Annotated in this window: 19 protein-coding genes, 1 tRNA gene and 1 riboswitch; of the genes, 8 read left to right on the top strand and 12 right to left on the bottom strand. The window is 67.9% G+C overall.

Annotated elements, in window-relative coordinates:
* Position 1 precedes the first annotated feature (1 nt).
* A complete protein-coding gene (locus ACR9FL_RS00680) occupies positions 2-445 on the bottom strand; it encodes a DUF350 domain-containing protein (protein WP_436356731.1) in 444 nt (147 codons plus the stop codon).
* 135 nt (positions 446-580) lie between these two features.
* Complete coding sequence (rlmN, locus tag ACR9FL_RS00675) at positions 581-1759, bottom strand: 23S rRNA (adenine(2503)-C(2))-methyltransferase RlmN (protein WP_436356730.1); 1179 nt, start codon at positions 1757-1759, stop codon at positions 581-583.
* A gap of 114 nt (positions 1760-1873) precedes the next feature.
* A riboswitch (yybP-ykoY riboswitch) is annotated at positions 1874-1971 on the top strand.
* An 80-nt stretch (positions 1972-2051) separates the two neighbouring features.
* On the opposite strand from rlmN, the gene ACR9FL_RS00670 reads away from it, so the two are divergent.
* Together ACR9FL_RS00670 and ACR9FL_RS00665 are read left to right on the top strand one after the other, a co-directional pair.
* The gene (locus ACR9FL_RS00670) at positions 2052-2654 is read left to right on the top strand and encodes a manganese efflux pump MntP (protein ID WP_436356729.1); all 603 of its coding nucleotides are present in this window, start codon (positions 2052-2054) and stop codon (positions 2652-2654) included.
* Positions 2655-2739: 85 nt separating this feature from the next.
* Positions 2740-2961 (top strand): hypothetical protein, encoded by a 222-nt coding sequence (locus tag ACR9FL_RS00665; RefSeq protein ID WP_436356728.1) that lies wholly within the window; start codon positions 2740-2742, stop codon positions 2959-2961.
* 43 nt (positions 2962-3004) lie between these two features.
* Here the strand turns inward: ACR9FL_RS00665 and ACR9FL_RS00660 are convergent, their stop codons facing one another.
* Positions 3005-3310 (bottom strand): hypothetical protein, encoded by a 306-nt coding sequence (locus ACR9FL_RS00660; RefSeq protein ID WP_296178435.1) that lies wholly within the window; start codon positions 3308-3310, stop codon positions 3005-3007.
* A 137-nt stretch (positions 3311-3447) separates the two neighbouring features.
* Positions 3448-3524: transfer RNA gene (locus ACR9FL_RS00655), tRNA-Met, on the bottom strand.
* A 195-nt stretch (positions 3525-3719) separates the two neighbouring features.
* On the opposite strand from ACR9FL_RS00655, the gene ACR9FL_RS00650 reads away from it, so the two are divergent.
* The 3 genes from ACR9FL_RS00650 to ACR9FL_RS00640 all read left to right on the top strand — a co-directional run bounded on the left by ACR9FL_RS00650 (position 3720) and on the right by ACR9FL_RS00640 (position 8530).
* Entirely contained in the window at positions 3720-4946 is a 1227-nt protein-coding gene (locus tag ACR9FL_RS00650) for a PQQ-dependent sugar dehydrogenase (protein WP_436356727.1), read from the top strand.
* Positions 4947-5136: 190 nt separating this feature from the next.
* Entirely contained in the window at positions 5137-6342 is a 1206-nt protein-coding gene (locus ACR9FL_RS00645; RefSeq protein ID WP_436356726.1) for an acetyl-CoA C-acetyltransferase, read from the top strand.
* Positions 6343-6358: 16 nt separating this feature from the next.
* On the top strand, positions 6359-8530 hold the full coding sequence (locus ACR9FL_RS00640; protein WP_436356725.1) for a 3-hydroxyacyl-CoA dehydrogenase NAD-binding domain-containing protein: 2172 nt from the start codon (positions 6359-6361) through the stop codon (positions 8528-8530).
* A gap of 245 nt (positions 8531-8775) precedes the next feature.
* On the opposite strand, the gene ACR9FL_RS00635 is transcribed toward ACR9FL_RS00640, so the two are convergent.
* The 3 genes from ACR9FL_RS00635 to ACR9FL_RS00625 form a co-directional block, all read right to left on the bottom strand.
* A complete protein-coding gene (locus ACR9FL_RS00635; RefSeq protein WP_436356724.1) occupies positions 8776-9600 on the bottom strand; it encodes a TIGR02186 family protein in 825 nt (274 codons plus the stop codon).
* A complete protein-coding gene (locus ACR9FL_RS00630) occupies positions 9600-10523 on the bottom strand; it encodes a sulfite exporter TauE/SafE family protein (RefSeq protein ID WP_436356723.1) in 924 nt (307 codons plus the stop codon). The genes ACR9FL_RS00635 and ACR9FL_RS00630 overlap by 1 nt, the downstream gene beginning before the upstream one ends.
* Positions 10524-10638: 115 nt before the next feature.
* Positions 10639-13473 carry an SEL1-like repeat protein gene (locus ACR9FL_RS00625; RefSeq protein ID WP_436356722.1) on the bottom strand — a complete coding sequence of 945 codons (2835 nt, stop codon included), beginning with the start codon at positions 13471-13473 and terminating at the stop codon, positions 10639-10641.
* 222 nt (positions 13474-13695) lie between these two features.
* Between ACR9FL_RS00625 and ACR9FL_RS00620 the strand changes: the two genes are divergently transcribed.
* On the top strand, positions 13696-13908 hold the full coding sequence (locus ACR9FL_RS00620) for a hypothetical protein (protein WP_436356721.1): 213 nt from the start codon (positions 13696-13698) through the stop codon (positions 13906-13908).
* Between the two features lie 206 nt (positions 13909-14114).
* On the opposite strand, the gene argF is transcribed toward ACR9FL_RS00620, so the two are convergent.
* From argF to ACR9FL_RS00605, 3 genes are all read right to left on the bottom strand, one after another.
* The gene (gene argF / locus ACR9FL_RS00615) at positions 14115-15032 is read right to left on the bottom strand and encodes an ornithine carbamoyltransferase (RefSeq protein WP_436356720.1); all 918 of its coding nucleotides are present in this window, start codon (positions 15030-15032) and stop codon (positions 14115-14117) included.
* Between the two features lie 154 nt (positions 15033-15186).
* Entirely contained in the window at positions 15187-16362 is a 1176-nt protein-coding gene (locus ACR9FL_RS00610; protein WP_296176330.1) for an aspartate aminotransferase family protein, read from the bottom strand.
* Positions 16363-16493: 131 nt separating this feature from the next.
* Positions 16494-17408, bottom strand: coding sequence for a M20/M25/M40 family metallo-hydrolase (locus ACR9FL_RS00605; RefSeq protein WP_436356719.1), 915 nt, complete (start codon positions 17406-17408; stop codon positions 16494-16496).
* Between the two features lie 108 nt (positions 17409-17516).
* Between ACR9FL_RS00605 and ACR9FL_RS00600 the strand changes: the two genes are divergently transcribed.
* Entirely contained in the window at positions 17517-18080 is a 564-nt protein-coding gene (locus ACR9FL_RS00600; protein ID WP_436356718.1) for a hypothetical protein, read from the top strand.
* Positions 18081-18149: 69 nt separating this feature from the next.
* Here the strand turns inward: ACR9FL_RS00600 and ACR9FL_RS00595 are convergent, their stop codons facing one another.
* Positions 18150-18986, bottom strand: coding sequence for an ABC transporter permease (locus tag ACR9FL_RS00595; RefSeq protein ID WP_436356717.1), 837 nt, complete (start codon positions 18984-18986; stop codon positions 18150-18152).
* 231 nt (positions 18987-19217) lie between these two features.
* Here ACR9FL_RS00595 and gcrA point away from each other — a divergent pair, with 231 nt between their 5' ends.
* Entirely contained in the window at positions 19218-19760 is a 543-nt protein-coding gene (gene gcrA, locus ACR9FL_RS00590) for a cell cycle sigma 70 cofactor GcrA (RefSeq protein ID WP_436356716.1), read from the top strand.
* A gap of 273 nt (positions 19761-20033) precedes the next feature.
* On the opposite strand, the gene apaG is transcribed toward gcrA, so the two are convergent.
* Complete coding sequence (apaG, locus tag ACR9FL_RS00585) at positions 20034-20441, bottom strand: Co2+/Mg2+ efflux protein ApaG (RefSeq protein ID WP_296176312.1); 408 nt, start codon at positions 20439-20441, stop codon at positions 20034-20036.
* Between the last annotated feature and the right edge of the window lie 33 nt (positions 20442-20474).

The raw sequence follows: 20474 nt of genomic DNA, 5'->3' as shown, positions 1-20474 counted from the left end.
CTCAGCCCGTCAGGGCGGCGGCCAGGATCAGGGCCGTAGCCAGCTTGGCGCCCGCCAGCACCACGGCGGCGGCGACCTCGCCCTTTTCGATACGTTGCGGCAGGCCGGTCAGCAGCATGTCGACGACGCGGAAGGCCAGCAGTTGCAGCACCACTGTCGCCACGCCCCAGATGGCGATGTCGCGGATCGAGGTCGAGATCGACAGGGACACGGCCAGCGGAACGGCCAAGCCGATCAACACCCCGACAAAGGCCACGGCGGCGGCCGGATTGCCCTGTCGGATCAACGCCACCTCGCGCCACGGCGTCAGCAGGGCATAGACGGTCGCCCCCATGGCCAGCAGGCCGAAGGTGACGATCAGGTGCAGGACCAGAATCGGAAAGCCGGTGGCGAAGGCCTGGACCTCAGGGCTCGACAGGACGCTGGGCAGAGACGACGAGTCCATGATGTGCGAGCCCGCAGCCTCCAGCGGAAAACGGAACGAAAGCAAAACAAGCCTTGCCCGATCCCCCGCCCCTTCCGCAAGGGCGCCGGAGCCACACCCGATCGGGAAAACGGCGTTACCTCGTCGTCAGCGACATCATGCCGCCGCGGCGTCATCCGATCCCGCTTCCTCACGCTCGGCCTTGATCCGAGCGCTGGCCCGCTGCTTCTCGCTCTCGGACTTCAACTGGCCGCAGGCGGCCAGGATGTCGCGGCCGCGCGGGGTGCGGATGGGCGAGGCGTAGCCGGCCTTGTTCAGGATGGCGGCGAAGCGTTCGATGGTCTTCCAGTCCGAGCACTCGTAGTCGGTGCCGGGCCAGGGGTTGAACGGGATCAGGTTGACCTTGGAGGGGATGCCCTCGATCAGCTTGACCAAAGCGCGGGCCTCGTCGGGGCTGTCGTTGACGCCCTTCAGCATGACGTATTCGAACGTCACCCGGCGGGTATTGGCCAGACCCGGATAGGCGCGGATGGCGGCCATCAGCTGTTCCAGCGGATACTTCTTGTTCAGCGGCACCAGGACGTCGCGCAGGGCGTCGTTGGTGGCGTGCAGGCTGATGGCCAGCATGGCCGCCGTGCGGTCGCCCAGGGCCTGAAGCTGCGGCACCACGCCCGAGGTCGAGACGGTGATCCGGCGGCGCGACAGGGCGATCCCCTCGTTGTCCGAGATGATGTCGATGGCGTCGGAGACGCTGTCCAGATTGTAGAGCGGCTCGCCCATGCCCATGAAGACGATGTTGGACAGGCGGCGGTCTTCCTTGGGCGACGGCCATTCCTCCAGGTCGTCGCGGGCCACCTGGACCTGGGCCACGATCTCGGCCGTGGTCAGGTTGCGCACCAGCTTCTGCGTGCCGGTATGGCAGAAGGTGCAGTTCAGGGTGCAGCCGACCTGGGACGAGACGCACAGGGCGCCGGCCCGGCCCACGTCGGGAATATAGACGGCCTCGACCTCGATGCCCGGCGCGGTGCGGATCAGGTATTTGCGCGTGCCGTCCTTGGAGATCTGACGCTCGACGATCTCGGGGCGTGCCAGGGTGAAGGCCTCGGCCAGAGCCGCGCGGGTCTCCTTGCCGATGTCGCTCATCAGGGCGAAGTCGGTGACGCCGTAGTGGTGGATCCAGCGCCAGACCTGGGTGGCGCGCATCTTGGCCTTCTCGGGCGGGCAGATCTTCGCTTCGATCAAGGCATTGCGCAGGCCCTCGCGCGTCAGACCGGACAGGTTGACGGGGGCTTTGACTGCTGCGGAAGCACGCGAAAGGTCGAGCGTGATGCTCAAGGCTGAATATCCTGCGGCGGGGGTGAAGGCGCGGCGTCTAGCACAGATGGGAGCCGTTGTCGCCTTCGGCCAGTCCGGCGGGGTTGAACCCTCGCCCCCCAGCCGCTAGAGGGGCCGCGTTGGGGAGTAGCTTCCGACGTCTTCAGTCGGGATCGCGTCAACACACTTGCTCTGGCTCAGAGCATGGCGCGATCAGCGGATTTCGTCCGCCTAGCGAGACCAGCACGATCCGGGGGCCGAGCCGGCCTGCGCCCGGACGTGCTGTCACGCGCCCGGCTTGAGTGTTCTGTCCATGACCCCCCTCGCCATCGCCGTGCTGTCGCTCAGCATGTCCGCCGACGCCTTCGCGGCCGCCATCGGCCGGGGCGCCCAGCACCGCCCCACCCTGCCCCAGGCCCTGCGCTCGGGCCTGGTGTTCGGCGTGATCGAGGCCATCACCCCCCTGATCGGCTTCGCCCTGGGCGTCGCCGCCGCCGGCTTCGTCGCCGCCATCGACCACTGGATCGCTTTCGGCCTGCTGGGCGCGGTCGGCGGCAAGATGATCTGGGAGGCGCTGAAGCCCGACGACGAGGCCAACGAGGACGAGGCCAACGAGGACGAGACGGCGACGGGCCGAGCCGCCTCGCGCGGCCTGGTCGCCCTGATCGCCACCGCCGTCGGCACCTCGATCGATGCGGGCGCCGTCGGGGTCGGCCTGGCCCTGCTGGGGGCCAATATCTGGCTGATCGCCGCCTGCATCGGCTTCACCACCTTCGCCCTGGCGACGCTGGGCCTGCTGATCGGCAAGGCGGCGGGAAGGCGGCTGGGCAAGATCGTGGAACTGGTCGGCGGCGTCGCCCTGATCGCACTGGGCCTCAAGATCCTGCTGGAGCATCTGGGCGTGATGACCTTCTAAAGCCTGGCCTTGCATCGAGGGCGCGGCTGGCGGAACGTCCGCCCTCGGCTAACCGTTAAGCCGCCAGTCGCAAGGAGACATCGTCATGCGCGCCGCTCTCGTCCTCGCCGCCTTCGCCGCCCCCCTCGCTCTCGGCGCCTGCGCCGCCGGCGCCGGTACGTCGACCTATCAGACGGACCTCGACAAGCTTGAAGCAGACTGCAAGGCGCGCGACGGCATCTTGATGCCCACGGGCGCAAGCACGGGCCGCCCTCAAACCGATAATGTCTGCAGAATCAACGGCGGCGCAACGCGCATTCCCCGATAGAGCGCCCGCCCAGGCAGTGACGATCCGTATGGCGGAACGCCCTTCACGCCGGGCAGTTCTTCGATTTCAGCGCGGCTTCGACACTGGCGAGCCGCGCCTGAACGGCGCGGTCAGCATCCGGCTTGGCCGTTGAATAGAGTTGCGGGCGTTCGGCGCGCCCGCCAGCGGCGATGTCCGCGATCTGCCTCTCGGTGCGACGCGCCGCGTCCTGCTCCTGGCGCAGGCCCGCGCAGTCCATCGCCTGCGCCGTGTCGCTCGACCATGCCGGCAGGACCGGATAGCGGGTCACACTGCACCCCGACAAGAACACGCACCCCGCCGCAATAGCGATCCAGACAGGTTTCGACATGAACGCCCCCAAAGCTTCGTTTCAGCCTTGTTGCCCCGTTCACGGCGCCGGGCGCCAGTTAAACTCCCGTAAGCGTGACGCGAGGTCGAGCGCCCTGATCGACCGGGGCCTTCCCATGTATTTGAGGAGAAGATCCGTGGTGGTTGGAGGCGGGATCGAACCGCCGACCTGTGGGTTATGAATCCACCGCTCTAACCATCTGAGCTACCCAACCCCTTACGGGATCTCGCGAAAGGTCATGACGACCGGCCAGCGCGAGAGGCGTGCGTATATCGCCGCCTTCGGTCGGGTTCAAGTCGCTTCAACACGGAAATCGCGCGAGGCGATCGGTCGCGGGCGGTTTCGGCTCGCGCACGGCGCAGCGAGGCTTCATTCTGGACGACGACATATAGCTGTTCTGGAGAGCCTCATGCGTCCGATCGTCCTCGCCGCGTCCGCTTCGCTTCTCGTCCTCACCGCCGCCTGCGGCGCCAACGGCCAGGATGCGCCGACCGCCCCCGGCGCGCCCGTCGAGACCCGCCCCGCCAACAATCCCGATCAGCAGCCGGCCTTCGCGGGTCAGACCCGCGCGCCGGGCGTCCAGACCGCCGGAACCCTGCGCCACGAAACCATAGCCTCGGGCCTGGTCCATCCCTGGGGCCTGGCCCTGCTGCCGGACGGCCAGTGGCTGGTGAGCGAGAAACCGGGCCGGATGCGGGTGGTCAGCGCCCAGGGCCAGGTCGGCGCCCCGATCGCCGGCCTGCCCGCCGTCTCCGCGCGCGGCCAGGGCGGCCTGCTGGACGTCATCCTCAGCCCGACCTTCGCCCAGGACCGACTGATTTACTGGTCCTACGCCCAACCTCGTGAAGGCGGCAACGGCACGGCGGTCGCGCGCGGCCGTCTGTCGGACGATCTGTCGAAGATCGAAGACGTCCAGGTCATCTTCCAGGCCCAGCCCACCTATGACGGCGACAAGCATTTCGGCTCGTCCCTGGCCTTCGCCCCCGACGGCAAGCTGTTCATCACCCTGGGCGAGCGCTCCGACAAGCCGATGCGGCCCCAGGCCCAGGACCTGGGCTCGCACATGGGCAAGACCATCCGCATCAACGCCGACGGCAGCGTGCCGGCCGACAACCCCTTCGTCGGTCGCGAGGGCGCCCGGCCCGAAATCTGGTCGCTGGGCCACCGCAACATGCAGGGGATCGCCGTCCAGCCCGGCACGGGCGCCATCTGGACCGTCGAGCACGGCACGCGCGGCGGCGACGAGATCAATCTGGATCAGGCTGGCAAGAACTACGGCTGGCCGGGTGTCGCCTACGGCATTGAGTACAACGGTCAGGCCATTCCTGAGGCCGTCACGGCCAGGGAAGGCACGGAGCAGCCGGTCTATTACTGGGACCCGGTCATCGCGCCGGGCGGCATGACCTTCTACAGCGGCGCCATGTTCCCCGGCTGGCAGGGGAACCTGCTGGTCACCGGCCTGGGCGGCAAGCAGCTGGCCCGACTGGTGCTGCAGAACAACCGCGTCGTCGGCGAGGAGCGCCTGCTGACCGGCCTGAATGAACGCATCCGCGACGTGGCCGTGGCCGCCGACGGCGCCGTCTGGGTCATCACCGACGAGGAAGACGGCAAGCTGGTGCGGTTGGCCAGCGAATAGGGAACCTGCGGCGGACGGAGACGCTTCCTCCGTCCGCCAACGCCCTCACGCGCCTTGTTACTTGACGTTGACGTAAACGTCGGGTTTCTACGCACCAAGTTTCAATTCCAGACCCGTCCCGCCCACGCACGTCCCTCAAGCAGCGAGGCGCCGCGCGCCGAGCGGTAGGGACCCAAAGAAAGAGACATTCATGGCCGACGCCTACATCTACGACGCCGTGCGCACCCCGCGCGGCAAGGGCAAGAAGGACGGTTCCCTTCACGAGATCACCGCCCTGTCGCTGGCGACGCAGGTGCTGGAGGCGATCCGCGACCGCAACGGCCTGGACACCTCCAAGGTCGACGACGTCATCCTGGGCTGCGTCTCGCCGGTGGGCGAGCAGGGCGCCGACATCGCCCGCACCGCCGTGCTGAACGCCGGCTGGTCCCAGGCCACGGCGGGCGTCCAGATCAACCGCTTCTGCGCCTCGGGCCTGGAAGCCGTGAACATGGCCGCCGCCAAGGTGAAGTCCGGCGAGGCCGACTTCGCCGTCGGCGGCGGCGTCGAGGCCATGAGCCGCGTGCCGATGGGCTCGGACGGCGGCGCCTGGCCGGTGGACCCCTCCTCGGCCTTCTCGACCTATTTCGTGCCGCAGGGCGTCTCGGCCGACATGATCGCCACCAAGTGGGGCTTCAGCCGCGCCGACGTGGACGCCTATTCGGTCGAGAGCCACAAGCGTTCGGCCCAGAGCTGGGCCGAGGGCCGCTTCAACAAGTCGGTCATCCCGGTGCTGGACCAGCTGGGTCTGGTCCGCCTCGACCGCGACGAAACCATTCGTCCGACCACGGACATGCAGACGCTCGGCGCCCTGAACCCCTCCTTCGCCATGATGGGCGAGATGGCCTTCGACAGCGTCATCAACCAGCGCTACCCCGAGGTCGAGCGCGTCAACCACGTCCACACCCCGGGCAACTCCTCGGGCATCGTCGATGGTTCGGCCGGCGTCCTGATCGGTTCGCTGGAAGCCGGCAAGGCCCTGGGTCTGAAGCCCCGCGCCAAGATCCGCGGCGCCGCCTCGATCGGCTCGGAGCCGTCGATCATGCTGACCGGCCCCGAGTTCGTGACTCACAAGCTGCTGGGCCGTCTGGGCATGAAGTCGACCGACATCGACCTCTATGAGCTGAACGAGGCCTTCGCCGCTGTGGTCCTGCGCTACATGCAGGCGCTCGACATTCCGCACGACAAGATCAACGTCTGCGGCGGCGCCATCGCCATGGGCCACCCGCTGGGCGCCACCGGCGCCATGATCACCGGCGTGGTGCTGGACGAGCTGGAACGCTCGGACAAGGAAACCGCCCTCATCACCCTGTGCATCGGCGGCGGCATGGGCACCGCCACCGTCATCGAACGCGTCTGATCGGGAGCAACTGACCATGGAAAACTTCAAGATCGACGTGGACGCCGACGGCGTCGCCCTGATCACCTTCGACGTCCCCGGACGCTCGATGAACACCCTGACCTCGTCCGTTATGGCCGAGATTCCGCAGCTGGTGGAACGCATCAAGACCGACGACGCCATCAAGGGCGCGGTCATCACCTCGGGCAAAGCCTCGGGCTTCTGCGCCGGCGCGGACCTCGGCGACATCGCCGGCGGCATGATCGGCGGCGCCAGCCTGCAGGACGCCTATGACGCGGGCTGGAAGATGAACGGCGCCCTGCGTGCCCTGGAAACCTGCGGCAAGCCGGTGGCCGCGGCCATCAACGGCCTGGCGCTCGGCGGCGGTCTGGAACTGACGCTGGCCTGCCACTATCGCGTGGTCGAGAACGACAACAAGATCCAGCTAGGCCTGCCCGAGATCAAGGTCGGCCTCTTCCCCGGCGGCGGCGGCACCCAGCGCCTGACGCGCCTGATCGGCGTCCAGCCGGCCATGATGGCCATGACCGAGGGCAAGTCCTTCCGCCCCAATGACGCCAAGGGCGCCGGCATCGTCCACGAGATCGTTGAAAAGGGTCAGTCGGTCGAGGCCGCCAAGACCTGGATCAAGAACGGCGGCAAGGCCGTCCAGCCGTGGGACGACAAGTCGTTCAAACTGCCCGGCGGCGGCCCCTATCACCCCGCCGGCATCCAGAACTTCCTGGTCGGCAATGCGATGATCCGCAAGCAGACCTACGGCAACTATCCCGCCGCCACCAACCTGATGAAGGCCGTCTATGAGGGCGTTCAGGTGCCGATGGACGCCGCCCTGCGCATCGAGACCCGCTACTTCATCAAGACCCTGATGACGCCGCAGGCCCAGGCCATGATCCGCAGCCTCTTCCTGTCCAAGCAGGAACTGGACAAGGGCGCCGTGCGCCCGGCGGGCGTGCCCAAGTCCGACGCCAAGAAGGTCACGGTTCTGGGCGCCGGCATGATGGGCGCGGGCGTGGCCTATGTGCAGGTCATGGCCGGCATCGAGACCGTGCTGATCGACCAAACCCAGGAAGCCGCCGACAAGGGCAAGGCCCACGTCGAGGAACTGCTGAAGAAGCGTCTGTCGCGCGGCCAGATGACCCAGGAGAAGTTCGACGCCACCCTGGCCCTGGTCACCGCCACCACTGACTATGATCACATCAAGGGTTCGGACCTGGTCATCGAGGCCGTGTTCGAAAACCGCGAGATCAAGGCCGACGTGACCAAGCGCGCCGAGGCGCAACTGGTCGAAGGCGCGATCTTCGGCTCCAACACCTCGACCCTGCCGATCACCGGCCTGGCCGAAGCTTCGGTCCGCCCCGAGGACTTCATCGGCATCCACTTCTTCTCGCCCGTCGACAAGATGATGCTGGTCGAGATCATCCTCGGCGAGAAGACCGGCCCCGCCGCCATCGCCAAGGCCATCGACTACGTCCTGAAGATCAAGAAGACCCCGATCGTCGTCAACGACAGCCGCGGCTTCTACACCTCGCGCTGCTTCTCCACCTTCCTGATGGAGGGCATGGCCATGCTGGAGGAGGGCTATGCCCCGGCCCTGATCGACAACGTCGGTCGCATGACCGGCATGCCGCGCGGCCCGCTGGAGATGCACGACGACGTGGCCCTGGACCTATCCTACAAGATCGCCAAGCAGACGGCGATCGACCTGGGCGACGCCTATGTCCCGTCGGAAGGCGCCGACATCGTCGCCAAGATGGTCGAGGGCGGTCGTTACGGTCGCAAGAACGGCAAGGGCTTCTACGACTACGCTGCCAAGCCCAAGACCCTGTGGGCGGGCCTGTCGGAACTGGCCCCGGTCAAGTTCGACGACTCGACCCCGGAACTGGTCGACGAGCTGAAGACGCGCCTGCTCTATCGCCAGGCCGTCGAGGTCGCCCGCTGCTGGGCCGAGGGCGTCATCGACGACCCGCGCGAAGCCGACCTGGGCGCCATCCTGGGCTGGGGCTTCGCCCCCTGGTCGGGCGGCCCGATCACCCTGATCGACCAGACCGGCCTGAAAGCCTTCGTCGAGACCGCCGACCGGCTGACCGCGACCTACGGCGATCGCTTCAAGGTGCCGGACCTGCTGCGCGAGATGGCCGCCAAGGGCGAGACCTTCTACGGCCGCTTCGCCCCGGAGAAGAAGGCGGCCTGATCGGCCTGACTTCGCACTGAAATGGAAAGGGCGGCCTTCGCGGGCCGCCCTTTTCTTTGGGTGCCACGCTCCCTCCTTGCCGTCATCCCGGAAAGCGCGAAGCGCTTATCCGGGACCCAGACGTTGGAAATGCGAGAAGCGTCGCCGCACATGAAGCCGCCGCCTGGGTCCCGGCTCTCCGCTACGCTGCGGCCGGGATGACGGCAGATAGGACCGCGCTCGAACAGCAAGCCGGTGAGCGAGTTCTACCTGCTCCTGAACACCCGCGACGCCGCATAGCCCGTCAGCGCCGCCAGGATGACGCACAGCACGCCGTAGGACCACGGCCGCCGGTGGGCGAACTCATAGATGTCGCGCTCCAGCCCGACCTTCTCGACCGTCAGGGTCAGGTTGGACACCGAGACCGGCGCCCCTTCCTGAAACAGCCAGACCTCGGCATAGTATTTGCCGGTCGGGGCCACGGTCGGCAACTCGACCTCGGCGCGGAACAGGCCCTTGTCGACGAACTGAACCCCGTCAGGATCGGTGTTGTAGAGGGCCGCCGCCTCCTTCAGCCGGATCACGGCGCGGCGCCAGTCGAGGTAGTTCTCGCCGAGACGGCTGATCACCACGTCGCGCACGCCATAACGAGTGACGGTGCGGCTTTCCTGCGGGGCGTCGATGCGCAGGTGATCGACGCCGACGCCGAGGCGGCGCAGCTGGCCGAAGTCGGCGATGTCGCTCAGCGGCCGGGTCGAGGCGGTCATGTAGAAGCCGGGCGCACCCTCAAACAGGACCGGGCGGCTGTTCAGCCAGACGCCCATGTTGCGGGTCTTCTTGACCAGACGCACCGGAGCGTCGGGACCGCGCACCACCACCACCACGTCGGCGGGCGTGTCGGTCGGATTGAACACCGCGCCATACAGAACGATAGAGGCGCCGCGGAAGCTGGAGTCGACCTTGACCTGGGCGTCGGTCAAGGCGGCGGCGACGCGCACCTCGCCCTCGGTGGCGACCGAGCGTTCGATCACGCCTGGCGCCGGAGCGGGCGCGACGACAGGCGCGGGTTCGGGCGGCAGGGCCTGGAACATCAGTCCGAGACCCCCGGCGCCAGCAGGAAGAGGTCGCTGGGCCGCACGAACAGCTCCAGCCCCATCTGGATGCCGACCAGCAGGACGATCAGGCCGAGCGCCGCGCGCATCTCCTCGGCGCGGAAGCGACCCGACAGCCTGGCCCCGAACTGCGCCCCGACCACCCCGCCCAGCAGCAGGATGGTCGACAGGACGATGTCCACCGTCTGATTGCGCCCGGCCTGCAGGATGGTGGTGATGGCCGTGGTGATGATGATCTGGAACAGGCTGGTCCCGACCACGACATTGGCCTTCATCCGCAGCACATAGAGCATGGCCGGCACCAGGATGAAGCCGCCGCCCACCCCCATGATGGCCGACAGGACGCCCGCGAAGACGCCTAGGCCAAACGGCGGAATGGCGCTGATGTAGAGGCCCGAACGGGGGAAACGCATGCGGAACGGCAGGCCGTACAGCCACATGGGACGGCGGCGCTCTTTCCTTGGCGGGGTCTCGCCGCGCACCCGGTGCAGGATCTGCGTCAGGCTCTCGTACAGCATCATGCTGCCGATGGCGCCGAGGAAGACCAGGTAGGAGACGGCCACCACCAGATCGGCCTGGCCCAGCAGGCGCAGGTAGCGGAACAGCTCGACGCCTGCGAGCGCGCCGAGCGCCCCGCCCACGGCCATGATGCCGCCGATGCGGTAATCGACCGCCTTCATGCCCGAATAGCGGATCACGCCCGAGGTCGAAGAGGCGACGACGTGGCTGGCCTGGCTGGCCACGGCCACGGTCGGCGGAATGCCCATGAAGACCAGGACGGGCGCCATCAGGAAGCCGCCGCCGATGCCGAACAGGCCCGAGACAAAGCCGACCAGCGCCCCCAGCATCACCAGGAACGGCCAGTTCACCGAAACCTCGGCGATCGGCAGGTAAATATCCACGGCACGCGCCTTCGGCTGGAAGGGAACGCAGAACTGCGCCGGAAAGGCGACTACAACCCGGTCTTAGCGGCGGCTGCGGCGAACCGCCACCCCCGCCGCGCCTTCACCCCGCCCGTCAGGCCAGCGGCGCGACCGTGAAGGCGTCGGCGGCCTCGCGCGCGACACGGCGCGTCTCGGCCGAGGTCAGGGGCGTCAGCCGCTGCACCGCCGCCAGGGCCTGCTGGTCGCCGCGTCGGGCCGCGATCATGTACCACTTGAAGGCCTCGGTCGCATTGGGGGCCACGCCCTCGTCGCCCTTCTCGTAGAGGCGCGCCACATTGTACTGGCTGTCGACGCGACCGGCCTCGGCCGCCTTCTTGAGCCAGGCCAGGGCCTCGACGCGGTTCCGTGCGCCGCCTTCGCCGTCATACAGCTGCATGGCGTAATAATGCATGGCCCGCGCTTCGCCGCCCTCGGCCGCGCGTCGCGCCCAGGTCCGCGCCTCGACCGGATCGGGGGTCAGACCGGCGCCGCCTTCCTGGTAGAGGCCGGCCAGACGCATCTGCGCCGGGCCGTAGCCCAGGTTGGCCGCGCGCTTGAGGGTTTCCAGACCGCTGTCGTCGCCGTTGTCGATCAACTGCACGCCGCGCGCATAGAGGGCCGCGCCTTCGCTCGCCGCCACATCCGGCGACGGCACGGCCTCGGTCGGCGTCGCGTCGAGGGCCACGGCCGCGATCGGCGCCTCGGGCGTTCCCGCCGTCGGGGCCGCGCCGCCGGTCAGGGTCGCCATGTCGGGCAGGATCAGACCCGAACCTTCGGCCAGTTGCAGCGAGGCGTATCCGCCGCCCATGACCAGGGCCGCCACGGCCGAGGCGCCCAGGGCCTTGCGCATGGTCGAGCCTTCGCGGCTGGCCTGCTTGTCCAGACGTTCCTGCAGCTTGGACTTGCCGCCGCGCTTCAATCCGAAGCCCTTGCGCGGGGCTTCCTCGGCGCCGGCCATGGCGGCGCGCGCGGCGTCCAGGGTGTCTCGGGTCGTGGCCCGGCCGGCGGCGGCGCCCGCCTTCAGGGCGGCCGGGTCGATGAAGTCGATGTCGGCCGAGAAGCCGTCCTCGTCGTCGCCCGCGGGTCCGTCCACCAGCGGCGGCAAGCCGCCGACCGCGCCCTGGTCGGGCTCGGCCAGGACATCGCTGACGTCGGCGCCGCCGAAATCATCGCCCGCCGATCCGGCGAACATCTGCTCCGCGAAATTCGGTTCGACCTCGTCGACCAGTTCCATCGACACCGCGCCGAAGCGGGCGCGTTCAGGGCTCGAGCCGAACAGGGCCGACGGCGGCGCCTCAGGCTCCTCCGCCGGGGCAAAGACGTTCAGTTCGGCGTCCAGCGGGTCGGCGAAGACCGGCTCGGGATCGCTGACCTGCGGGCTCGGGAAGGGCGCGGCGTCCAGCACCCCGCCCAGGCTGTCCTCGGACCACAGGTCGGCGACGGGATCGGCGAAGGCGGCGGCGCGCCAGTCCCCGCTCGGGCTCTCGGCCGGGCTCCACGGCGTCGGCTCCGGGCTTTCCAGCGGCGTTTCGCGGCGGGCCGCGCGGCTTCCGCGCTGCTCCATGCTGTCGCGAGCCTCGGCCAGCAGGCGCGCCGTGCGCTCCTCGCTCTGGCGCATCCGCTCGCCCAGTTCGCCCGAGGCGCGGTCGTGGCGCTGCTCGGTCAGACGGCGGCTGATGTCGTCCAGGGCCTGGGCCGAGCGACGTTCAGACTGGGCGATGCGTTCGGACAGGCGATCCGAGATGCGGGTGATCTCGCCGCCCAGGCGCTCCAGCGCCAGGGCGTGCTGGTCGTCCGACCGGGTGATGCGCTGATCCACGGCCTGGGCGTGGCGCTGCATCTCGCGATCCAGCTTCTCGTTCAGCTCGCGGCCCAGGGCCTCAATGTCAGGGCCTGAACCGACGGCGCCGACTTCGACCTTCTCGACCCGCTGATTCAGGTTCTGGGCGATGCGCAGGACCTCGCGGCCCATGGCCTCGACGGCGTCGGCCGAGCGCTGCTCGGCGGCGCGGGTCTGGTCGCCCACAGCGGCCAGGGCGCGCTCGATGCGGTCCACGCGGCCTTCGGTTTCGGCCACGTCGAGACGACGCATCATCTCGACGCGGCTACCTTCGACCTGACGCGTCAGGGTCTCAGCCAGCTTCTCGAAGCGGGCGGCCTCGCGGCTGTGTTCGGGTTCGACCTGGCTCTCGGCGGCGCGCAGCCGCTGGTCCAGGGCGGCGAAGGATCGCTCCAGCCCCTTCAGGGCGTCCGAGGTGCGCTCCTGCGCCTCATCCAGCCGAACGCCGACCTGGGCCAGGACATCCGTGCCGGGACCGGGGCCGGCGGCCTTCTCGACCGCCTCCATCCGTTCGCGCAGCTCGCCGATGGTGTTCCGCTGACGTTCGTCCAGATCGAACAGGCGGCTGGAGACGGCGCCCAGGGCGGCGTCCAGTCGGGCGAAGCCTTCTTCGCTCTTGGGTCCGGTCTCCTGCTCGAAACGACGCAGGCGCTTGTGCCCCTCGCGCAGCTCGTCGGCGATGTCGTCAATCCGGCGCGCATAGCCCAGGCCGATCTCGTCCTGCTTCTCCATCCGCCGCACCAGGCCGGCCACGGCCTGATCAATGCCCTGGATAGCGATGGTCGAGCGGCGCTCGGCCGCTTCCAGCCGGCCGGCGATGATTTCCAGCGAAGCGCCGACGCGCACGTCGTCCTCGTCGGCGCCATAGACGTCGTCCAGCCGACGCGAGCGGCTGCGGCGATCATAAGGGTCGGGAATGGGCGTGCGGCGCGGCAGGGGCGTGACGCCCTCGTCCTCGTCCGGCTCGTCCATGATCATGGAATTCAGCCACTCGCCCAGCGTCATGCCTGAACGGCGCGCAAGGTCCTTGGCGATCTCGCGAGCCTTGGGGTCTATCCCCTTCACGCTCCACGGCGCTGCTGCGCTCACTGATTCGCCTCCCGAGTCTTTGTGGGACGCTACCGCTCCAGATCAAGCGTGTAAACGTGTCGTTAACCGCAATATCTGGCGCCTGAGGCGACAGAATCACCGGCAGCGCTTGATCGCGATTCCGTGCTTTTCAGCCCGACATGGTTAACGTCGCGTTTAGATTCATCTTCTCGCGGATTTCCGGCTTGCGAAGCCGCGCCGCAAGCGCCACCTGCCCTCGCCATGAGCCCTTCCCTGACCCTGACCCTGCTGGCCGCCGCCATCGCCGTCGCCGTCTTCTCCGGCTGGCACGGGGCGCGTCCGCCGGACCTGTCGAAAGGGCCGCGCATGATGCCGTGGCGCTTCATCATGCTGGTGGCCGGCGCCCTGACCTTCCTGCTGCTGATCCACCTAGCCTCGACCCTGAGCGGCCGAACCCTGCCCCCGCCCTACTGAGGCGCGCGCCCATCCTTTCCTCCCCATTCCATGGGGAGGTGGCGCGGCGCCTTGGCGACGTGACAGAGGGGGCGCTCAACGGCTGATGTCGGCGCCGCCCCTTCCACCGCTACGCGGTCCCCCTCCCCACAAGTGGGGAGGAAAGCGGCAAACAGCCCTCAAGCAGCGCAAAGCGCGATAGGGCCACTCAAGAAAGCAGGCGACTTTCAGTCGCCTGCGAAACACCATGCCAACACCGCCTTCTGGGCGTGGATGCGGTTCTCGGCCTCGTCCCAGATCAGCGAGCGCGGGCCGTCGATGACGGCGTCCGTCACCTCTTCGCCCCGGTGCGCCGGCAGGCAGTGCAGGAAGACGGCGTCATTGTTGGCCAGCTCCATCAGAGCCTCGTCGACGGTATAGGGCTCGAAGGCGGCCAGACGCGCCTCATAGTCCTGGTCCCCCATCGAGACCCAGGTATCGGTGACCACGACGTCGGCGCCGACCACGGCCTCGCGCGGGTCGCTGGTCAGGTGGACGTGGGCGCCGCCCTTTTCCAGGTCGCGCAGGTCGGGGTGGTATTCGGCCGGGCAGGCGACGTTCAGGCGGAAGCCGAACTTGGCCGCCGCATGCATGAAGCTGTGGCAGACGTTGTTGCCGTCGCCGACCCAGGCGACGGTCTTGCCCTCGATCGGCCCCATGTGCTCCTCGATCGTCAGCAGGTCGGCCAGGATCTGGCACGGGTGGCTGCGGTCGGTCAGGCCGTTGACCACGGGCACGGTGGAGACGCGGGCGAAGCGCTCGACGTCCTCATGGTTGTTGGCGCGGATCATCACGGCGTCGACCATGCGCGACAGGACCTTCGCCGTGTCCTCGACCGGCTCGCCCCGGCCCAACTGCATGTCGGAAGCCGTCGCGATGATGGCCGAGCCGCCCAGCTGACGGATAGCCGCGTCGAAGCTGAAGCGGGTGCGCGTCGAGTTCTTCTCGAAGATCATGGCCAGGACGCGGTCCTTGCCCGGCGCGTCGGCGTCGGGACGCCCCTGCGGCCAGCCCTTTCGCGCCTGCTTGCGCGCGTGGGCGTCATCCAGGATGGCGCGCAGATCGGCGGCGTCGAGCCGGTGGATGTCGAGGAAGTGGCGGACCATGACAGAGCCTCTCCCTCCCCGCTTCGGGGAGGGTGGTCCCGCAGGGACCGGGTGGGGACGGCCTTGCAGAAACCTCAGATTGAGGGACAGCGTCCCCACCCGCCTCGCCCTTCAGGGGCTAGGCCCCTCCCCATGAAGGGGAGGGTGAAAGCACTTACGCCGCCAGCTTGGTGCGGGCGAACTCGCAGGCCGTTTCGAACTTCTCGACGGCCTCGCGGGCCTCTTCGAGGGTGATGTTCAGCGGCGGCAGGATGCGGACCAGGTTGTCGCCGCCGCCGGCGACCAGCAGCTTGGCCTCGTCGCGGGCCCAGCCCATGAATTCGCGGTTATTGGGGACCAGCTTGACGCCGACCAGCAGGCCCTTGCCGCGCACCTCGACGATCACGTCGGGGAAGCGCTCGGCCAGGCCGTGAAGCTGCTGCTTCAGATAGCCGGCGACCTCGTTGACGTTGGCGATGATCGCATCCGACGACACCTCGTCAAAGGCGGCCTGGCCCACGGCCATGGCCAGGGGGTTGCCGCCGAAGGTCGAGCCGTGGGCGCCGACCGTCATGCCCTTGGCCGCCTCGGCCGTCGACAGGCAGGCGCCGATGGGGAAGCCGCCGCCGAGCGCCTTGGCCACCGCCATGATGTCCGGGGTCATGCCGGCCCATTCATGGGCCCACAGCTTGCCGGTCCGGCCCATGCCGCACTGGACCTCGTCGAAGATGATCAGGACGCCGTGCTTGTCGGCCATCTCGCGCATCCAGCGCAGGTCTTCTTCCGGCGTCGAGCGGCAGCCGCCCTCGCCCTGAACCGGCTCCAGAATGATCGCCGCCGTGGTCGGGTTCTCGAAGGCGGCGGTCAGGGCCTCCTTGTCGCCCCACTTCAGCTGATGGAAGCCTTCCATCTTGGGCCCGAAGCCCTCGGTGTAACTGGGGTTGGCGGCGGCGTTGATCGCGCCATAGGTGCGGCCGTGGAACGAACCGTCGAAGCCGTAGATGTCGATGCGTTCCGGCTGGCCGTTGGCCGAGTGGAACTTGCGCGCCGTCTTCAGGGCGCACTCGACGGCCTCGGTACCCGAGTTGGTGAAGAAGACCACGTCGGCGAAGGACTTGGCGCACAGGGCGTCAGCCAGGGCGTCCTGGCCCGGAATCTTGAAGATGTTGGAGACATGCCACAGCTTCTCGGCCTGATCCTTGACCGCCTGCACCAGCTTGGGGTGGGCGTGGCCGAGGGCGTTGGTCGAGATGCCCGAGACGCAGTCCAGGTATTCGGTCCCGTCGGTGGACCACAGGCGGACGCCCTGGCCGCGCTCCACTTCCAGCGGCGCGCGATTGTAGACACCCATCAGATGACCGGACACAGGCAGACTCCATAAAGCGAGACGGCCCCGGCGCATCAGCGACGGGACCGCTTCAAAAAGGGTGAGGGACTTGTCGGGCGCTATGCCCGCTTAGTCAACACCATGCCGACCGCGCGTCAGCGCAGCTGCGCATCCAGTTTCTGGATCAGGGCGGCGTAGGTCGCGCCGGCCGTGGCGATGGTCGCGCCCTCGACCGCCTCGATGGCGTCGCCCTTGGAGTGGATGACGCGGAAGACCTGGGGGACAAAGCCCTCGGCCAGGCCGTTGGCTTCGCCGCCGTTGAAGGCCAGCCACATCTGGTGGGCGCCGACCTGATCCTGGAAGCCCAGGGACACCACCGGCGCGCCCGCCGCCGAGAAGGCGCGGTCGTCCGACGGCGGATACTCGGGGAAGCCGACACACTGCATGGCGCGTTCGGCGCACACTTCCTGCACGGCGCGGGTGACGAAGGCCGACTGCGTCCCGTTGTTCTGGCCGTACATCAGGGTGTCGCCATAGGCGGCGACGTCCGAGTTCACCACGGCGGCGACATTGGCGATTCCGTGCGCCTCGATCCATTTCTTGGCGCCGATCAGGCCCAGTTCTTCCTGATCGAAGAAGATGACGCGGACGCGATGCGACAGCGGCTTGTCGCGCAGGATCTTGGCCGCCTCGATCAGGGCCACCACCGAGCCGGCGTTGTCGATCACGCCCTGGGACATGGTCCCGTCGCGCAGTTTCACCGCGTCATAGTGGGCGGTCAGCAGGATTTCCTTGGGACCGTCGCCAATCGTCACGATGACATTGGAGCCCTGCATCGGCCCGGCGCGGCCGCCGCCCTCGAAGGTCTCGATGGTCGGGTTGAAGCCGGCGGCGCGCAGCTGGCTGACCACGACGTTCATCCGCTCGGCGTTGGACGGCTGCACATAGGCGCCGACCTGTTCGCGCAGCTCTGCGCCTATGTCCTGGGCAAGAGATGGTGCGGCTGCGAGACAAGCAGCAACCAAACAGGACCCACCCGCAAAGGCTTTCAAACAAAGACGAAACGACATGGCGAAGCTCCTCTCGCGAGACTCATGCCTCGCACCCGACTCCTTGCTTTGTTGACCTAGGTTGCCCGAAAAGGTCAATCTCCGACATCACAGGCAGGAAAACTGCACATGCTTCTCGCCATGCTTGCGGCTGCTGTTTTGCAGAGTGAACCGGCACCGCCAGAGAACGCCGTGCAAGTTGCTGCCCGCAACACCCGAGGCAACTGGCCTTCGGATGACAAGTCTCCAGCCAGGTGGTTGGTCAATGTGCCCGCAGGCAAGCGACCATTCCTCGTCGCGTGGTCTTCCAGTTGGGGGTATCAAATCGCGGTCAGATACGATTACAATTTCGACCAGACGCGTCCCGTGGCAGAGCGGGTCTACTTCATCGCAATGCGACAGACCGCTGAGCGATTGGAAGAAGCCGATTCCCGCCACTGCGCCTTCGCTGAAAGCATGGACGAGCTCAGAACCTTGCCCGCGCCCGAGGTGATTGTTCCCGGGACCCTGCCCTTGCAGGGCCTGGCCAACCCAGTTCTCGCTCACCAAAACAGCGCAATCACGGTCTTTGGCGCGCGGCAAAAAAATGGCGATCCTGCCGATGTAACCTGGAGCTCTCCTGGAGGCGATATCGCGCCGTGGGTTCAACGCTTGTACGAAAGAACGCGCTATTGCTGGACGCCGATGACCTAGCGCCCCACACATGTTGCCGCGCGAATGCAAAGCGAGTCAGCAGCCAGTCCTGCCTCGACAATCTGAGGCTCAGCTCTTCAGGCGCCAGCCCGAACGGAACACCAGCCAGCAGGCGGCGCCCATGACCACCGTCAGCACGGCGCTCATGACGACGCCGATCACCAGATTGCCCTCGGCGTGGCCGATGAAGCCGGCCCGGAAGCCGTCGATCAGGTAGAAGAAGGGGTTGAAACGGCTGAGGCTGGCGAAGGGCTCGGGCAGGCTGTCGATCAGGTAGAAGGTGCCCGACAGGAAGGTCATCGGCATGACCACGAAGTTCTGCACCGCCGACAGGTGGTCGAACTTCTCGGACCACAGGCCCGCCAGCACGCCCGTCATCCCCATCAGCAGGGAGGCGATCAGGCCGAACCAGACGATCAGGGCCACATTGGCCACGCCCAGCTTGGCGAAGGGCAGGACGCACAGGGCCGTCACCAGACCGACCGCCACCCCGCGCGTCGCGGCGCCCAGGGTGAAGCCGATGGTCAGCTCCAGCGGACTGAGCGGCGGGGTCAGGAAGTCGGTGGCCGTGCCCATGATCTTGGCCTGGATCAGGCTGGACGAGGCGTTGGCGAAGGCGTTCTGCAGGATGGCCATCATGATAAGGCCGGGTGCCACGAACTCGGCGAAGGGGGTGCCGTGCAGCGGCGGCCGCGCGCCCTTCAAGGCCACCACGAAGACCAGCATGTAGAGCAGGGTCGTCACCACCGGCGCCGCCACGGTCTGGGCGCCCACCTTCCAGAAACGGCGCACCTCGCGCAGGTAGAGGGTGCGCAGCCCCACCCAGTTGATCCCGTCATAGCGACGCGGCTGGGGCAGGTCGCCGGGGCGTTGCGTGGGGCGAGTGGAGGCGAGATCGGTCGTCATGCGGCCCCAGATGCGCCCGCAAAGCTGGTTTCGCAAGGCGCCCGACGTTCTTCGAGGCGCCGCAAAACTGATTCAAAACGGGACGTTAACCACACTACATCTGGTTTCTGTGGACAGCCTAATTGCCACATCTTGCGTGTTTTAAGGCCTGCTTTACGATTAGTAGCAGGTCGAGGCGGGGAAATTCGTCGGCGACCCAAGATATTGAATCCGATCCCCGGGAGGGTGGCCATGACCACAGCTAGCTGGACTGAAGACCGCGTCGGCGCGCTGAAGAAGCTCTGGCTGGAAGGCCAGTCGGCAAGCCAGATCGCCAAGACCCTCGGCGGAGGCGTGACCCGCAACGCCGTGATCGGCAAGGTGCACCGTCTGGGCCTGTCGGGCCGCGCCGCGCCGTCGCAACCGGCGCGCACCACCTTCCGCGCCGCCACCCGTCCGCGCCCCGCCGCGCCCGCCGCGCCGGTCCAAGCCCCCTCGGCCCCGCGCCGCATCGAGGCCGCCGCCCCGCGCCCGGTCATGACCGCCCAGCCCGTCGCCCCCGCGCCCGCCCCGGAACTGCCCGGCACGGCCACGGTGATGACCCTCGGCGCCCACATGTGCAAATGGCCGATCGGCGACCCGTCCTCGCGCGAGTTCAGCTTCTGCGGCCGCCGCGCCTCGGAAGGCGTCTATTGCGTCGAACACGCCCGCGTCGCCTATCAGCCTCAGGTCCGCCGCGGCGCCTCCAAGGACGGCGCCAGCGAACTGGCCCGCAGCCTGCGGCGCTATATCTAAGCTTTAAGAGCGCGGTCGCTCGCTGCTTGAGCGCGCGCGAAGCGCCAGGCCGCGTCGGGTCGAAAAGGCGGAGCCTTTTGACCGCGGCCCGCAAGGAAACTGATTTCGTCCGGCAAGCCGGATGAAATCAGGGGGCTGCGGTTCATCCGGGTTGACGCAGCCCTATCGCCCTCGCCTCACGGCGGGGGTTTTTCTTTGGGTGCGACAGCCCCCTCACTCACTCCGTCATCCTCGGGCTTGACCCGAGGATGACGGCGGCTAAGAGGCGAAGCCCTAGTTCAGCACCCGCCGCGTATCCGGCACATCCAGGCTGAAGGCCGGGATGGCCGCCTCGAACATCCGCCCCTCGGCGTCGGTCATGTAGTAGGCTCCGACCATGGACCCCGAGGGCGCGCCCAACGGGCAGCCCGAGGCGTAGGAATAGCTGTCGCCGGCCTCGATCACCGGCTGCTCGCCGACCACGCCCTGGCCGCGCACTTCCTCGACATGGCCGTAGGCGTCGGTGATGGTCCAGCGCCGCGCCACCAGTTGCACCGGCGATCCGGTCAGGTTGACGATCTCGATCTGATAGGCCCAGACCCAGCGCCCGCCGTCAGGGTCCGACTGGGCCGCCAGATAGGAGGGGCGGACGCGGACGACGACGCCTTCGGTTTCGGCGGTATAGGCAGGAGCGGCGTGCATGCGCTATATGCAGCCCGCCGACCTCGGGGTTCA

Origin of the sequence: Brevundimonas sp. CEF1, from assembly GCF_051353055.1 — a bacterium.
Classification (GTDB): domain Bacteria; phylum Pseudomonadota; class Alphaproteobacteria; order Caulobacterales; family Caulobacteraceae; genus Brevundimonas.
Note: the sequence above shows the minus strand (reverse complement) of the source record. Positions and strands in the feature narration are given on the sequence as shown.

Excerpts from the sequence above, each read along its gene's own strand:
- ACR9FL_RS00605 (WP_436356719.1), bottom strand. The coding sequence starts at position 17,408 with ATGTCGTTTCGTCTTTGTTTGAAAGCCTTTGCGGGTGGGTCCTGTTTG.
- ACR9FL_RS00620 (WP_436356721.1), top strand. The coding sequence starts at position 13,696 with ATGAGCCCTTCCCTGACCCTGACCCTGCTGGCCGCCGCCATCGCCGTC.
- ACR9FL_RS00680 (WP_436356731.1), bottom strand. The coding sequence starts at position 445 with ATGGACTCGTCGTCTCTGCCCAGCGTCCTGTCGAGCCCTGAGGTCCAG.
- ACR9FL_RS00600 (WP_436356718.1), top strand. The coding sequence starts at position 17,517 with ATGCTTCTCGCCATGCTTGCGGCTGCTGTTTTGCAGAGTGAACCGGCA.
- ACR9FL_RS00640 (WP_436356725.1), top strand. The coding sequence starts at position 6,359 with ATGGAAAACTTCAAGATCGACGTGGACGCCGACGGCGTCGCCCTGATC.
- ACR9FL_RS00645 (WP_436356726.1), top strand. The coding sequence starts at position 5,137 with ATGGCCGACGCCTACATCTACGACGCCGTGCGCACCCCGCGCGGCAAG.
- ACR9FL_RS00665 (WP_436356728.1), top strand. The coding sequence starts at position 2,740 with ATGCGCGCCGCTCTCGTCCTCGCCGCCTTCGCCGCCCCCCTCGCTCTC.
- ACR9FL_RS00610 (WP_296176330.1), bottom strand. The coding sequence starts at position 16,362 with ATGGGTGTCTACAATCGCGCGCCGCTGGAAGTGGAGCGCGGCCAGGGC.
- ACR9FL_RS00660 (WP_296178435.1), bottom strand. The coding sequence starts at position 3,310 with ATGTCGAAACCTGTCTGGATCGCTATTGCGGCGGGGTGCGTGTTCTTG.
- ACR9FL_RS00650 (WP_436356727.1), top strand. The coding sequence starts at position 3,720 with ATGCGTCCGATCGTCCTCGCCGCGTCCGCTTCGCTTCTCGTCCTCACC.
- gcrA (WP_436356716.1), top strand. The coding sequence starts at position 19,218 with ATGACCACAGCTAGCTGGACTGAAGACCGCGTCGGCGCGCTGAAGAAG.
- ACR9FL_RS00635 (WP_436356724.1), bottom strand. The coding sequence starts at position 9,600 with ATGTTCCAGGCCCTGCCGCCCGAACCCGCGCCTGTCGTCGCGCCCGCT.
- apaG (WP_296176312.1), bottom strand. The coding sequence starts at position 20,441 with ATGCACGCCGCTCCTGCCTATACCGCCGAAACCGAAGGCGTCGTCGTC.
- argF (WP_436356720.1), bottom strand. The coding sequence starts at position 15,032 with ATGGTCCGCCACTTCCTCGACATCCACCGGCTCGACGCCGCCGATCTG.
- ACR9FL_RS00595 (WP_436356717.1), bottom strand. The coding sequence starts at position 18,986 with ATGACGACCGATCTCGCCTCCACTCGCCCCACGCAACGCCCCGGCGAC.
- ACR9FL_RS00670 (WP_436356729.1), top strand. The coding sequence starts at position 2,052 with ATGACCCCCCTCGCCATCGCCGTGCTGTCGCTCAGCATGTCCGCCGAC.